Raw genomic sequence first — 12749 nt, 5'->3', positions numbered from 1 at the left:
TGCCGTCGCCCGGCAGCGTTGCGACCCAGATGGCCAAGCTCGCCGCCGACGGCACGCTGTGGCTGGACCTCACGGCCTCGGCGTATCGCATTTCCATCGGTTTCCTCATCGCCTCGGCACTGTCGATCCCGATCGGCGTGCTGATCGGCAGCTTCCGCTCCTGGGAGGCTGGTATCGAGCCGCTGGTGGATTTCATCCGCTACATGCCGGTCGTCGCTTTCGTGCCGCTCTCCATTCTGTGGTCGGGCACCGGCGACACGCAGAAGTTCCTGATCATCTTCATCGGCACCTTCTTCCAGCAGGTACTGATGATCATGGACAATGTGAAACGGGTTCCCGCCGATTTCATCGGCCTTGGCCGCACACTCGGCCTGCCGGACCGCAAGATCCTGACACGCATCGTCGTGCCCAGCGCCCTGCCGGGCATCTGGGACACGCTTCGCATCAGCCTCGGCTGGGCATGGACCTGGCTGGTGCTGGCTGAACTTGTCGCGGCGACATCTGGCTTGGGCTATCGCATCACCGTGTCGCAGCGCTATTTCCAAACCAACACCATCATTGGCTACATCCTGCTCCTCGGCATGCTCGGTCTCATCACCGACCAGGTCATGAAGGCGCTGGAGAAGGTTCTGTTCCGGCAGGATGGCCATTCGCAATGAGGAACCGCCGATGACTGTTCCCAAATTGCGCATCGCCGGTCTCGACAAGAGCTTCGGCACTGGCGAGCGGCGCACGGAAGTGCTGCGCGACATCAACCTCGATCTGGCCGACAATGAGTTCGTCTCGCTCGTCGGCACGTCGGGCTGCGGCAAGAGCACATTGCTGTCGATCGTTGCCGGACTGCAGGACTTCGACGCCGGCGATCTCAGCATCGATGGCGCGCCGATCCTGCAGCCGGGTCTCGACCGCGGCGTCGTCTTCCAGTCCTACACGCTGCTGCCCTGGCTGACGGCGCGGCAGAACATCGAGTTCGCCCTCAAGGCCGCCGGCTACGATCGCTCGGCCTGCCGCGAGATCGCCCTCGAGCATCTCGACCTCGTCAAGCTGTCGCAAAGCGCCGACCGCTATCCGTCCGAACTGTCGGGCGGCATGAAGCAGCGTGTCGCCATTGCGCGCGCACTGTCCTATCGGCCCAAGATGCTGCTGATGGATGAGCCGTTCGGCGCGCTCGACGCCTTGACCCGGCACCAGATGCAGGAACTGCTGACCCAGATCTGGGAGGAACACAGGCTGACCGTTCTCTTCGTCACGCATGACGTGGAGGAGGCGGTCTATCTGTCGGACCGCATCGTCGTCATGGGGATCGGGCCGGGACGCATCATGCGGACCTTCCACGTCGACATCGAGCGGCCGCGCCGGGAAGAGGTTATGGAGACCCCGGCCTTCATGGATCTGCAGCGCGGCGTGCACAAGGCGATCCGCGAGGGGTCAAGACGCCCTGAAATGGCGTAGACGATTGCGGCCACTTGCAGGCGCCGTTCACGTCGCCTTGCCGACCGCGGCGTCCAGTTCCAGCTCGCCTTCCGCAATGTCGTCGAACGAAGCGTAGTTCATGTTGTAGAGGCGCGCGTAGAGGCCCTTCCTCTGCATCAGCTGTTCGTGGTCGCCGCTTTCGACGATCGCTCCATTCTGCAGCACGATGATGCGGTCGGCCCCGCGTATGGTGGCCAGCCGATGGGCGATGACCAGCCCGGTGCGGCCCTCCAGCAGTTTGATCAGCGCCTTCTGGATCAGCATCTCGGTGTAGGAATCGATGCTGGCGGTGGCCTCGTCGAGCACCAGGATCTTGGCGTCGGCCACCAGCGCTCGCGCGAAACTGACGAGCTGGCGCTGGCCGAGCGAGAGGTTGCCGCCGCGCTGTTCGAGTTCGGTATCGTAGCCATCGGGCAACTGTTGGATGAAGTGGTGCGCGCCGACCGCTTGCGCGGCGCGCACCACTTCATCGCGGGTTGCGCCGGTCTTGTGGTAGCGGATGTTCTCCAGCACCGTCCCGGAGAACAGGAACGGCTCCTGCAGCACCATTGCCACCTGGTCGCCGAGCGAATCCTGCGTCAGGTCACGCACATCGTGACCGCCGACCAGGACTTGCCCCGACCAGACATCGTAGAAGCGGTGCACCAGCGCCATCGAACTTGACTTGCCCGATCCCGTCGGGCCGACAAGGGCGACCGTCTCGCCCGGATTGACGCGGAAGGAGATGTTCTTCAGCACCGGCTGGTTCGGCCGATAGCCGAAGGTGACATTCCTGAACTCGACCGAGCCGTCCGTATCGCGCGACAAGGCCACCGCGTCGTCCTTGTCGCTGACGTCCACCGGCACGTCGAGCACTTCGGAGATGCGCTGGCCCGAGGCCATGGCGCGCTGCATGACGCTGTACTGCATGGTGAGCGAGCGGATCGGGTCGAAGAAGCGCTGGATGTAGAACAGGAACGCTACCATGACGCCGACATCGAGGCTGTGCGACAGCACCATCGAGCCGCCGACGACAATGACCGTCGCCATGGCGATGCCGGTCAGCGTATCGACGATCGGCACCATCACCTGCGCGTATTTCGCCGACCGCAGATGGGCGTTGAGGTTGGCCAGCACCTTCTCGTCATAGAGGTCGAAATTGACCTGCTGGCGTTCCAGGCTCTGCACGGTGCGCACGCCGTGGATGCCTTCGGCGAGTGCCCCGTTGGCGATGGAATTGGTTTCGTGTGCCGCCATGAAGGCGACCTTGGCGCGCGGCAGCCAGAACAGCCGCACGATGAATAGCATCGGCATGGTCGACAGCGTCAGCAGTCCGAGCCGGAAATCGAGCCACAAAAGGACGGTGACGATGCCGAACAGCAGCACGATGTCGCCCACCGACATCACCGATGTCTCGAGGAATTCCTGCATCGAATTGACGTCGCCCTGCAGGCGCGACATCAGCCGGCCGACCTCGGTCCTGTCCATGAAGCCCAGCGACACACGCTGCAGGTGGCTGAACATGGCGCGGCGCAGGTCGGAGAGCACATTCTCGGCCACCTTGCCGACGACGCTTTCCTGCACATGGCTGGCGACATAGTTGATCAGAATGATCACGGTGAAGGTGACGATCGCGGAGATCATCACCGAGCGGTCGAGCCTGCCCGGAGCCATGCCATGGTCGATGGCATAGCGGATGACCAGCGGGATCGCCAGCTGCGTCAGCGTGAACACCAGCACCGCCGCCACCGAGATGAAGATCCGGCCCTGATAGGGCCTGACGAAGCTCCAGATGCGCCTGACGATGCGCGGATCATAGGCCTTGCCGAAAACCTCTTCCTCGTCGCGATGCGAGCCGACGACGGCCTTGGTCGGTCGGCCGCTTTTGTCGTCCTTCTCGTCGTCGTCCGGCGTCGACATCATGCTGCTCCCTCGAGCCGGTCGTCGTCCGGCCGCAGCTGCAGGTCGTAAAGCGCGCGGTAGCGCCCGCCCAGCGCCAGCAACTCCTCATGCGTGCCGCGCTCGACGATGCGGCCGCCCTCGACGAACAGGATCTGGTCGGCATGCATCAGCGAACTCAGCCGGTGCGAAATGATCAGCGTCACACGATCCTTGGCAAAACGCTTCATCGCCGCGCGGATACGCTGCTCGGTACCGGCATCGATTGCCGCGGTGGAATCGTCGAAGACCAGCACCGATGGCCGCAACATCAGGCTGCGGGCGATGGTCAGGCGTTGGCGCTGGCCGCCGGAAAGCGACGTGCCGCGCTCGCCGACGACTGTGGTGTAGCCGGCCGGAAGCCCGATGATATAGTTGTGCAACTGCGCATATTCGGCGGCCTGTCCGATGCGGGTTTCACGCGCCCAGGGGTTGCCATAGGCGATGTTGTTCTCGATCGAGGTGGTGAACAGGAAAGCGTCCTGCTGCACCACGCCGACCGCCTTGCGCAGCGATTGCAGCGTGACCTTGCTTATGTCCTGGCCGTCGATGGTGATCGCGCCCGAGGTCACGTCGTAAAAGCGCGGGATCAGATGCGCGATGGTCGACTTTCCGCTGCCGGGCGGTCCGACGATCCCTATCGTCTCGCCGGACCTGGCCTCGAAAGAGATGCTGGACAGCGTCGGACGATCGCCCGCGCCTTCATAGCGGAAGCCGACATTGTCGAAGCGCAGCACGCCCTCGGTGATGACGAGATCCCTGGCGTCGGGCGCATCCTCGATGTCGAGTTCGGTGTCGAGCAGTTCGAACAGCCGCGTGCCGCAGGTCGAGGCGCGTGCGAACGAGTTGACCATCAGGCCGAGCTGGCGCACCGGCATCTGCAGGATTGTCATGAAGGTGAGGAACTGCGCCAGCGTACCGACGCTGATCTGGCCCGCGATCACCTTCTGGCCGCCGAACCACAGCACCAGCCCCATGGCGGCCAGGAAGGAAAAGTTCATGGCGCTGGTGTTGGAGACGCGGATGTCGACGCGCTGATTGGCCAGCTCCAGCGCGTCCTGCTTGGCGCGATCGAATTTCTTGAGCTCATGGCGCTGCGCCGCGAAGGCGCGCACGACACGGATGCCGCCGAGATTCTCATCCATCACCCGGCTCAGCACCGACAGCCGCTCCTGCAGCGTCAGCCAGGTGCTGCGCAATCTGAGCTGCGTCACCGAGGAGCGCCAGGCGACGAAAGGCACGAAGCTGAGGCTGAGCAGCCCGAGCGCGAGATCGGTGCTTACCAGGAGATAGGCGCCGACGCCGATCAGCACGCCGAGCAGCACCACCCGCAGGATGCCGGTGGAAAAGAACATGCGCACGCCGTCGAGATCGAGCAGACCGAGCGTGATCAGGTCCCCGGTATGGACCTTGTCGTGGAAGGAGAAGCTCAAGCGCTGGATCTTCTCATAAAAGGCGAGCCGCAATTCGTAGCCGGTCTGATGGCCGACGGCCTCGCCATAATAGTTCTGCGCCATGGTGAAGAGACCGCGCAGCACGCTGACGACGAGCAGCGTCAGCGCCGTGTGCCACAGTGCCTGTTCGGCCGCGGTGCCGGCGCCCGCGGCGATCACGCCTTGCGCCTGATCGATGGCGCGTCCCAGCAGGCGCGGGATGAAAAGCTGCAGCGTCGCGGCGATGAAGGTCGAGACGAGGGTGATGGCGACCTGCCAAGGATGGCGCAGCGTCATGCGCACGATGCGCAGCAAGGTGCTGAGGCCCTTGCCCCAGGAGGCTTCCGCCACATGGGCAAACGATTTGCCGCGCTTCGCCGCGCCGCTGGTTGCATCCGTAGGCAAGGAAAATATCCAGTCCGATCCGGACATTAGCCCGGACGCATGAAGCAGACTCAGTTCCGATGGCCCAATGTTACGCGTGGCGGCCTTGACCCTTCAAGGGGCCAATGGCGGCATCGCGCTGTGCCTGACAGGTGCTGCCATCGGTCGCCGGGCGTTTTGCCGCCAATGTTCCTGTGAGGGGTGTCGAGGCGACATTCGCTGGCATAAACAATTCATTGCATTGACGTGCAGATTCTCCAGCTCGACCCAGCCTTGACGGATTATCAGTTCTGTCACGCGTCGCCGGCACGGAAGCAGGGCCGGCCCCGCCGCTGAAAGCAAGAGGGCCGTCTCCTTTGACAAATTTTCCCTTTACCGAAGCGATGCCGATCCAGTTTCAAGCACCGTTGCCGAAGGCTTCGGAGGTTGTGGTCATCGGCGGCGGCGTCATCGGCGTGACCACGGCCTTGTTCCTTGCGCGGCGCAACATTTCGGTGACATTGCTGGAGAAGGGTCGCATCGCCGGCGAGCAGTCGTCGCGGAACTGGGGCTGGATCCGGCAGCAGGGCCGCGATGCCGATGAACTGCCTGTTGTCATCGAAGCGCAACGCCTCTGGCGGCAACTGGCCGAGGAATGCGGCGAGGACATCGGACTGAAGCAGACGGGCGTTACCTACCTCGCGCGAACCGACAAGGAGATGGCCGGCTTCGCCAAGTTCCTGAAGATTGCTCAGATACACGGCGTCGACACGCGCCTTCTCGACCAGGGTGAGACGGCCAAACTGATCCCGGCCATGTCGCGCTCTTTCAAGGGTGCTATGACCACGCCATCGGACATGCGCGCCGAGCCCTGGGTCGCGGTTTCAGCGCTTGCCCGCCTGGCCGCCCGGGAGGGCGTCACCATCATCGAGAATTGTGCGGCGCGCACGCTCGACATATCGGCTGGACGCGTTAGCGGGGTGTGGACCGAGCACGGCCGTATCGCCACCTCGAGCGCGGTCGTCGCGAGCGGTGCGTGGACGTTGCTCTTCCTGCGCGCCCACGGCGTCTCCATCCCGCAGCTCAGCGTCAGGGCGACCGTCGCCGCGACGGGACCCATGCCCGAAATCCATTCGGGCGCCGTGGCCGACGACCGTATCGCGTTCCGGCGCAGGCAGGATGGCGGCTATACGCTGGCATCGGGAGGCAGCAGTCAGCTCTATGTAGGGCCTGATGCGTTTCGTCACGCGACGAAGTATGTTTCCGCCCTGATGGCCAATCCCTTTGGTACCCACTATTTGCCGGCGGCGCCGCGCGGCTATCCGGACGGCTGGTCGACCCCGCGCAGGTGGAACGCGGACGAGGAGAGCCCGTTCGAACGGATGCGCATCCTCAATCCCGCCCCCAGATCGTCGGCATTACGCGATATCGAGCGGGAGTTCACGGCACTTTTCAAACAGTTCAAGACGGTGCCGATCAAGGCAAGCTGGGCGGGCATGATCGATGCCATGCCGGATGTCGTGCCGGTCGTTGATCGTGCCGCCGAAATTCCGGGTCTCGTCATCGCCACCGGGATGAGCGGTCACGGCTTCGGCATCGGGCCCGGAATGGGCCGCGTCGTCTCCGACCTCGTCCAGGGAAACGAGATCGGACATGATCTTCACAGGTTCCGTCAATCCCGGTTCAGCGACGGCAGCCCGATCAAGCTGGGACCCAGCCTTTAGATTGGGCGTCGGCCGTCACGCGCCAAGAACGTCATCCATGCCTTCGGCCATGGTCATCAAGGCCTCGTCGGCGGCGCCGTCTCACCGGCAAGATCGTGTCGCAACTTGCCGCCGGTTTGCCGCCGGCGATCAATCTGATGCCCTTCCGGGCGGATAGGTTCTGATTACTCAGAGCGCGCTGCCGTACCGGCAGCCTTTCCGTTCTTGCATGGGGAAACGACGTGACCGCAAACACCAATACACAGGCCGTGGATCCGATCGATCCGCAAAGCGCCTACGCCGTGCTGATCTGCGATCTGGTCGGCCTGCGCTTCGGACCTGACGGCAAGCCTGATCCCAGCGAAGTGCGCACCCATATCGAGGCCAAGGGCGGGCGCTTCCACCTGTCCGCGCTTGGCGACAGAGCGAGCCTCGAGCGGGGCCGGGTGCATTTCTTCTACCAGCCGGACCTCAGCACCCGCGAGGAGCTGATCGAAGCCGCCGGCGACGGACGTTATGACGCCGTCATCGCCGCCGCGACCTTCCTGCCTGCCGAAACCGTCTTTGCGCTGGCCGGCGTGCGGATTGGCGCCGGCACCGGCAATATGGGCTCTCGCTCCTGGGGCGGCGGTAGCGGCGAGGGCGGGACGGCGGTGCTGATGAACACGCCCGGCATCAACAGCCGGGCCACCGCACAGATGGTGATCAAGGCAATCCTGAAAGTGCTGCCGGATCTCCCTGTCGGGCTGCTTCACGACCAGGTGGCACGCGGCGATTTCGACACCGGCAGGCAGTTGCGTGATTTCCCCACCGAAAAGCTCGAAGGCAAGACGATCGCCATCATCGGCTACGGCAATATCGGCAGGGAAGTGGCCAAGCTTGCCCGTGCCTTCGGCATGCGCGTGGTGATCCATGCAAGGCCCCGGCACCGCGAATGGGTGGAAGCCGAGGGCTTTGCCTTCGCGGCGGACCTCGCCGACGCGGCTGAAAGTGCCGATGTGCTCAGTGTCCATGTCGGCCTGGGCAAGCAGGATACGCACACCGGCCGCTACGCCAATGCAGGGCTGATCGGCGCCGATGTTCTGAACCGCATGAACAAGGGCGCTGTGCTGGTCAACTACGATCGCGGCGAGCTTGTCGACGTTGTGGCGCTTGGCGAGGCGCTGGACGCAGGGTGGGTACGCCATGCCGCCATCGATGCCGATCTGTTCAGGGACGCGGCGAACGGCCGCCTTTCTGGCCCGATGCTGCCCTATCTCGACCTCGTCGAAAAGCACGGCGAAGAACTTGAACTGCTGCCGCATGCGGCAGCCGATACGGACCATCCGTCGCGCGTCGCCGGCGCCAAGCAGGCCGTCGACCAGTTGTTTGATGTCATCTGCCGCAAATCGGTGACCAATGCCAAAGGCACCCTGCCGCCGGGCTACCGTTCGCTTGGTGCAACGACGCCCCCAGGCATCGGACCGGTGACGGCGAATCATTTCTTGAAATTGACTGCCGGCGACTGCGCAGAAATGGCGGAGGTCTGTGATCGGCAAAGCCGGCTGTGGAAGGCGTTGTCGGGCACGCCCGCAGAGCGCGGCAAGATGGTCGCTGAGCAGGGCGAGGAACTTGTCCGGCTGATCGACCGCTTTTGCCTTCTGGCTGAGAAACTCAACCTCCGAGGCCCTTACCAATAGGCTCGATCTGCCGCAGCGGATTTAGACGCGGCGTCGGATGAGAAACGCTCGCTCAGTACCGGGGACCGGCCACCATCCGCGCCACCCGCGTCATGTCGGTGCTCATCTCACGGTCGTCATCGAGCGGGCTGACCAGCGCGCGCACGGCGGCGAAGGTGCGCTGCGGCCCTTCGCCCATGCTGTCGACGACACCGCGCAACTCCACGCCGGTGGCGGCGAAGATCAGCTCCATCGCCACGAGGTAGCGCATGCGTTCGATGATCTCCGTCGTCTTGGCCACCACACGCGGCGCCATCGATGACTGGTCCTCGATCCCGTCCGAAACGGCCAGCGGGCTGAGCGACATCGGGTTGGCCAGATGCCGGATTTCGGCTTCCAGCGCCGACAAGGGCTTTTGCAGTTCCGCATAGCCCTGGCGGCTGCCGCCTCTCGCCGATAGGAAGCGCGGCAGTTCGGCTGTTGTCGGCGACATCAGCTTCATGCAGCGGTTGGCGGTGCCGACAGCGCAATGCGCGAGTGCCTGGCCGAGCTGCTCCCAGGCCAGCGTCATTGCCGTCAGGTCGAAATTGCCGTTGGAAATCACCCGTTCGCCATCGGCCAGGACCACCGGGTTGTCGCCCGAATGGGTCAGTTCGATCTCGGTGGCGAGCCGCGCCTGTTCGAACGCATTGAGCAGGCCGCCCCAGACCTGTGGCACGCAGCGATAGCTGAGCGGATCCTGCAGGCGCCGCGCCGCCTTGTCCTTCCACAAGCCGCTTCCCGCCAGCTCCGCCCGCAGCCGCGCGCCGATCTCGCGCTGGCCGAAGGCCGGCCGTGCGGCCAGCGCTTGCTCGTCGATCGCGGTGAGGGAAGAGCGAAACGCCTCGTAGTTGAGCGCCACGGCGGCCAGTGCCCAGTCGATGAGGTGGGCGACGTCTTCGAGGCCAAGGCACGCTGTTCCAGTCGACAGGCTGTTGGCGACGATGATGGCGTGGCCGTCCTTCTCGCGAAGGTCCAGCTTCTCGAGCCCGGCCAAGGCAAGCGCCTCGGCGGAGGGCATGATCCTGTTCTGGAATTCCGCCTCGCCATCGCCGCGCAGCGACCTCGCCATATGACCGAGATGGGCAAGGTCGGCCGCGCCGATCGAGCCCCAGGTCGGGATCACCGGATGGACGCCGGCGTTGAGCGCCGCGACAAGGCCCATGACCACGCGCTCGGACGTGCCGGTGCCACCGGCGGCCATGCCCGAGATGCGTGCGGTCATCAGTGCCCGCACCGCCTCGGTGGGCAGCGCCGGTCCGATGCCCATGCTGTGGCTTAGCGGCACGCTGTGTTGGAAGGCGACCAGGTCGGCCTGTGCGAGCGGCGTGTCGACACAGGCGCCCAGGCCGGTGGTGACGCCGTACATCGGTTTGCCAAGCCCGGTCAGATGCTCGATCAGGGCGCGGCTCGCCCGGATGCGGCGCATCGCCTCCTCGCCCAGCATCAGTCGGGCATGGCGCCGTGCGATCTCGGCGACGTCGGCCACGCCGAGCGGCTTGGCATCGAGCAATATCATTCGGCCTGTCATGCCTCGCCTGTATCCCGCTACCAGATGCCCGGACCAGTATGACTAGGGGCGTCGCCATTTGTGACGGCTCGCAGACACGACTGCAAGCCATTCCCGTTGGGACAGCGGCAGCTAGAGCGAGGGGGCCAGGAACTACGCTGGCCGCTCCGCGACGGCATCAGGTACCACCACCAGCTTGCCGACGAAATCCTTGGCGACGAAGTCGGCCTGTGCGCGGTGAAAATCGGAGAGCCGATAGACGCCGCCGACCACTGGCCGGATCTTTTTCGCCTCGATGTAGCCGACGATCCGGCGGAAATCCGCTCGCGTGCCCTGGCTCGAGCCATGCAGCTGCAATTGCTTGAGATACATGGTCCTGAGATCGAGCTGCACGACCGGCCCGGCGATCGCGCCGGCCGTGGTGTAGCGGCCTTCGGGCCGCAGAACACGCAGCAGGTCGTTGAAGATAGCGCCGCCGACAAGATCGGCCACCACATCGATCGGCTGGCCGCCCGTCACTTCAGCCACGGCTCGCGGCAGATCGGCGACGCCACGGGTGATCACCGCTTCGGCGCCGATGTCGAGCACCGCCTGTTCCTTGCCCTTGCCGACGACGGCGTAGGGAATGGCGCCGCGCGCCCGCGCCAATTGCACGATGCCGGAGCCGACGCCGCCCGAGGCACCGGTGACCAGCACGCGTTCGCCGGCCTTCAGGCTAGCGCGTTCCAGCATCTGTTCGCCGGTCAGGTAGGCGCAGCAGAAGGTGGCGAGTTCGACGTCGCTCATATCCGTATCGACGACATGCGCGTTCTGCGCCGGCACGGTCTGGTACTCGGCGTAACCGCCGTCGCGGCCATGGCCCATATAGTCGATGTCGGCCAGTGAATCGTCGTCGCGGTTGTAGATGGAGAAATCGACCATCACCCGCTCACCGATACGGTCCGGCGGAACGCCTTCGCCGACGGCAATGATGGTGCCAACCGTGTCGGTGCCCTGGATGCGCGGGAAAACAAGCGTGTTGCCCTGGCGCCGCCAAGTCGACACGGCGGCGGCATCTTCTTCAGTGCCATAGGCACCCTGGCGCACCCAGACGTCGGTGTTGTTCATGCCGCAAGCGCTGACCTTGACCAACACTTCACCCGGTGCGGGCGAGGGCACTTTCACATTGGTGCGGTAGACGAGCTTTTCCGGTCCGCCGTGCCCGGTGAGCAGCACGGCGGCCATGGTGGCGGGAACGGTTCTGGTCATGGCATTCATCATCGATCTCAGAGATTGGCGAACACGCTTTTCACCGCATCCGCCGTCTTCGAGACGACGATGTCGGCCTCCTCGCGTGTCAGGCAGAGCGGCGGCGCGAAGCCCAGAATGTCGCCCTGCGGCATGGCGCGGCCGATAACGCCGCTGGCGGCCAGCGCCGCCGCCACTTGCGGCCCGATCTTCTGCGATGCGTCGAAGAACACCCGGTCGTCCTTGTCGGCGACGAACTCGACCGCCGCCAGCATGCCGTCGCCCCGCACGTCGCCGACGTGTCTGTGGCCGCCGACGGCCTTGGCGAGCTCGGCTCGCAAATAGGCGCCGGTCTCGCCGGCATTCGTCACCAGATCCATCTCGTCGATCAGTTCGAGATTGGCGACACCGGCGGCAACGCAGATCGGATGCGCCGAATAGGTCCAGCCATGGCCGAGCGAGCCGAGCTTGTCGGATCCGTCGACCAGAACCTTCCACACTCTGTCGGCGACAATGACGCCCGACAGCGGCGCGTAGGCCGAGGTCAGACCCTTGGCGATGGTGATCAGATCCGGCTTGATGCCGTAATGGTCGGAGCCGAACATGGTGCCCAGCCGGCCAAAGCCGGTAACCACTTCGTCGGCGACCAGCAGCACATCGTACTTGTTCAGCACCGCCTGGATCTTCTCCCAATAGCCGGCGGGCGGTGGCACGATGCCGCCGGTGCCGAGGATCGGCTCGCCGATAAAGGCGGCGACGGTTTCGGGACCTTCCGCCAGGATCATCTCCTCGAGCTTGTCGGCGCAGTGCTGCGAGAACTGCTCTTCGCTCATCGAGCGGTCAGCGCGGCGGAAATAATAGGGCGCTTCGGTGTGCAACACCGGCGCGCGCGGAAGGTCGAAGGCGTTGTGGAACAGATCGAGCCCGGTCAGCGATCCGGTCATCACGCCCGAGCCGTGATAGCCGCGCCAGCGCGAGATGATCTTCTTCTTCTCGGGTCGCCCGAGCACATTGTTGTAGTACCAGATGAGCTTGATGTTGGTTTCGTTGGCGTCCGAGCCGGAGAGGCCGAAATAAACCCTCGACATGCCCTTCGGTGCGCGGTCGATGATCATCTTTGCCAACGTGATCGAGGCCTCGGTGCCATGGCCGACATAGGCATGATAGTAGGCGAGGTTCTTGGCCTGGGTGGCTATGGCATCAGCGATCTTCTGGCGGCCATAGCCGACATTGACGCAATAGAGGCCGGCAAAGGCATCGATGCTCTTCCTGCCATTGTTGTCCCAGACGGTGACGCCTTCACCGCCGGCCATGATGCGGGTCGGCGTTTCACCTCGCGCGTGGGTGCCCATATGCGTCGAGGGATGGAAGAAGTGGTCGCGATCCCACGCGGCGAGTTCGTTTGACTGGTCGAGCATTTTTTACT

At 64.4% G+C, this 12749-nt stretch carries 9 protein-coding genes; 4 read left to right on the top strand and 5 right to left on the bottom strand.

The window, feature by feature from the left end:
• Together C1D09_RS31395 and C1D09_RS31390 are read left to right on the top strand one after the other, a co-directional pair.
• Positions 1 to 659, top strand: a 659-nt coding sequence (locus tag C1D09_RS31395; RefSeq protein WP_143977825.1) for an ABC transporter permease, incomplete at its 5' end; no start/stop codon positions are given.
• A gap of 10 nt (positions 660 to 669) precedes the next feature.
• Positions 670 to 1452 carry an ABC transporter ATP-binding protein gene (locus C1D09_RS31390; protein ID WP_143977824.1) on the top strand — a complete coding sequence of 261 codons (783 nt, stop codon included), beginning with the start codon at positions 670 to 672 and terminating at the stop codon, positions 1450 to 1452.
• Between the two features lie 27 nt (positions 1453 to 1479).
• On the opposite strand, the gene C1D09_RS31385 is transcribed toward C1D09_RS31390, so the two are convergent.
• On the bottom strand, positions 1480 to 3372 hold the full coding sequence (locus C1D09_RS31385; RefSeq protein ID WP_143977823.1) for an ABC transporter ATP-binding protein: 1893 nt from the start codon (positions 3370 to 3372) through the stop codon (positions 1480 to 1482).
• Positions 3372 to 5255: an ABC transporter ATP-binding protein gene (locus C1D09_RS31380; RefSeq protein ID WP_425463436.1), complete on the bottom strand. Its 1884-nt coding sequence runs from the start codon at positions 5253 to 5255 to the stop codon at positions 3372 to 3374. The genes C1D09_RS31385 and C1D09_RS31380 overlap by 1 nt, the downstream gene beginning before the upstream one ends.
• Before the next feature lie 308 nt (positions 5256 to 5563).
• Between C1D09_RS31380 and C1D09_RS31375 the strand changes: the two genes are divergently transcribed.
• Both C1D09_RS31375 and C1D09_RS31370 read left to right on the top strand, forming a co-directional pair.
• Positions 5564 to 6910 carry an NAD(P)/FAD-dependent oxidoreductase gene (locus C1D09_RS31375; RefSeq protein WP_143977821.1) on the top strand — a complete coding sequence of 449 codons (1347 nt, stop codon included), beginning with the start codon at positions 5564 to 5566 and terminating at the stop codon, positions 6908 to 6910.
• A 221-nt stretch (positions 6911 to 7131) separates the two neighbouring features.
• Positions 7132 to 8568: an NAD(P)-dependent oxidoreductase gene (locus C1D09_RS31370; RefSeq protein ID WP_143977820.1), complete on the top strand. Its 1437-nt coding sequence runs from the start codon at positions 7132 to 7134 to the stop codon at positions 8566 to 8568.
• A 52-nt stretch (positions 8569 to 8620) separates the two neighbouring features.
• On the opposite strand, the gene C1D09_RS31365 is transcribed toward C1D09_RS31370, so the two are convergent.
• From C1D09_RS31365 to C1D09_RS31355, 3 genes are all read right to left on the bottom strand, one after another.
• Positions 8621 to 10117: an HAL/PAL/TAL family ammonia-lyase gene (locus C1D09_RS31365; RefSeq protein ID WP_143977819.1), complete on the bottom strand. Its 1497-nt coding sequence runs from the start codon at positions 10115 to 10117 to the stop codon at positions 8621 to 8623.
• Positions 10118 to 10249: 132 nt separating this feature from the next.
• The gene (locus tag C1D09_RS31360; RefSeq protein WP_143977827.1) at positions 10250 to 11353 is read right to left on the bottom strand and encodes an alcohol dehydrogenase family protein; all 1104 of its coding nucleotides are present in this window, start codon (positions 11351 to 11353) and stop codon (positions 10250 to 10252) included.
• Positions 11354 to 11361: 8 nt separating this feature from the next.
• A complete protein-coding gene (locus tag C1D09_RS31355; protein ID WP_143977818.1) occupies positions 11362 to 12741 on the bottom strand; it encodes an aspartate aminotransferase family protein in 1380 nt (459 codons plus the stop codon).
• Between the last annotated feature and the right edge of the window lie 8 nt (positions 12742 to 12749).

Origin of the sequence: Mesorhizobium intechi, from assembly GCF_002879535.1 — a bacterium.
Lineage (GTDB): Bacteria > Pseudomonadota > Alphaproteobacteria > Rhizobiales > Rhizobiaceae > Mesorhizobium > Mesorhizobium intechi.
The sequence above is the reverse complement of the archived record's forward strand: the minus strand, read 5'-3'. Positions and strand labels throughout refer to the sequence as shown.

Excerpts from the sequence above, each read along its gene's own strand:
- C1D09_RS31385 (WP_143977823.1), bottom strand. The coding sequence starts at position 3,372 with ATGTCGACGCCGGACGACGACGAGAAGGACGACAAAAGCGGCCGACCG.
- C1D09_RS31360 (WP_143977827.1), bottom strand. The coding sequence starts at position 11,353 with ATGAATGCCATGACCAGAACCGTTCCCGCCACCATGGCCGCCGTGCTG.
- C1D09_RS31380 (WP_425463436.1), bottom strand. The coding sequence starts at position 5,255 with ATGTCCGGATCGGACTGGATATTTTCCTTGCCTACGGATGCAACCAGC.
- C1D09_RS31355 (WP_143977818.1), bottom strand. The coding sequence starts at position 12,741 with ATGCTCGACCAGTCAAACGAACTCGCCGCGTGGGATCGCGACCACTTC.
- C1D09_RS31390 (WP_143977824.1), top strand. The coding sequence starts at position 670 with ATGACTGTTCCCAAATTGCGCATCGCCGGTCTCGACAAGAGCTTCGGC.
- C1D09_RS31365 (WP_143977819.1), bottom strand. The coding sequence starts at position 10,117 with ATGACAGGCCGAATGATATTGCTCGATGCCAAGCCGCTCGGCGTGGCC.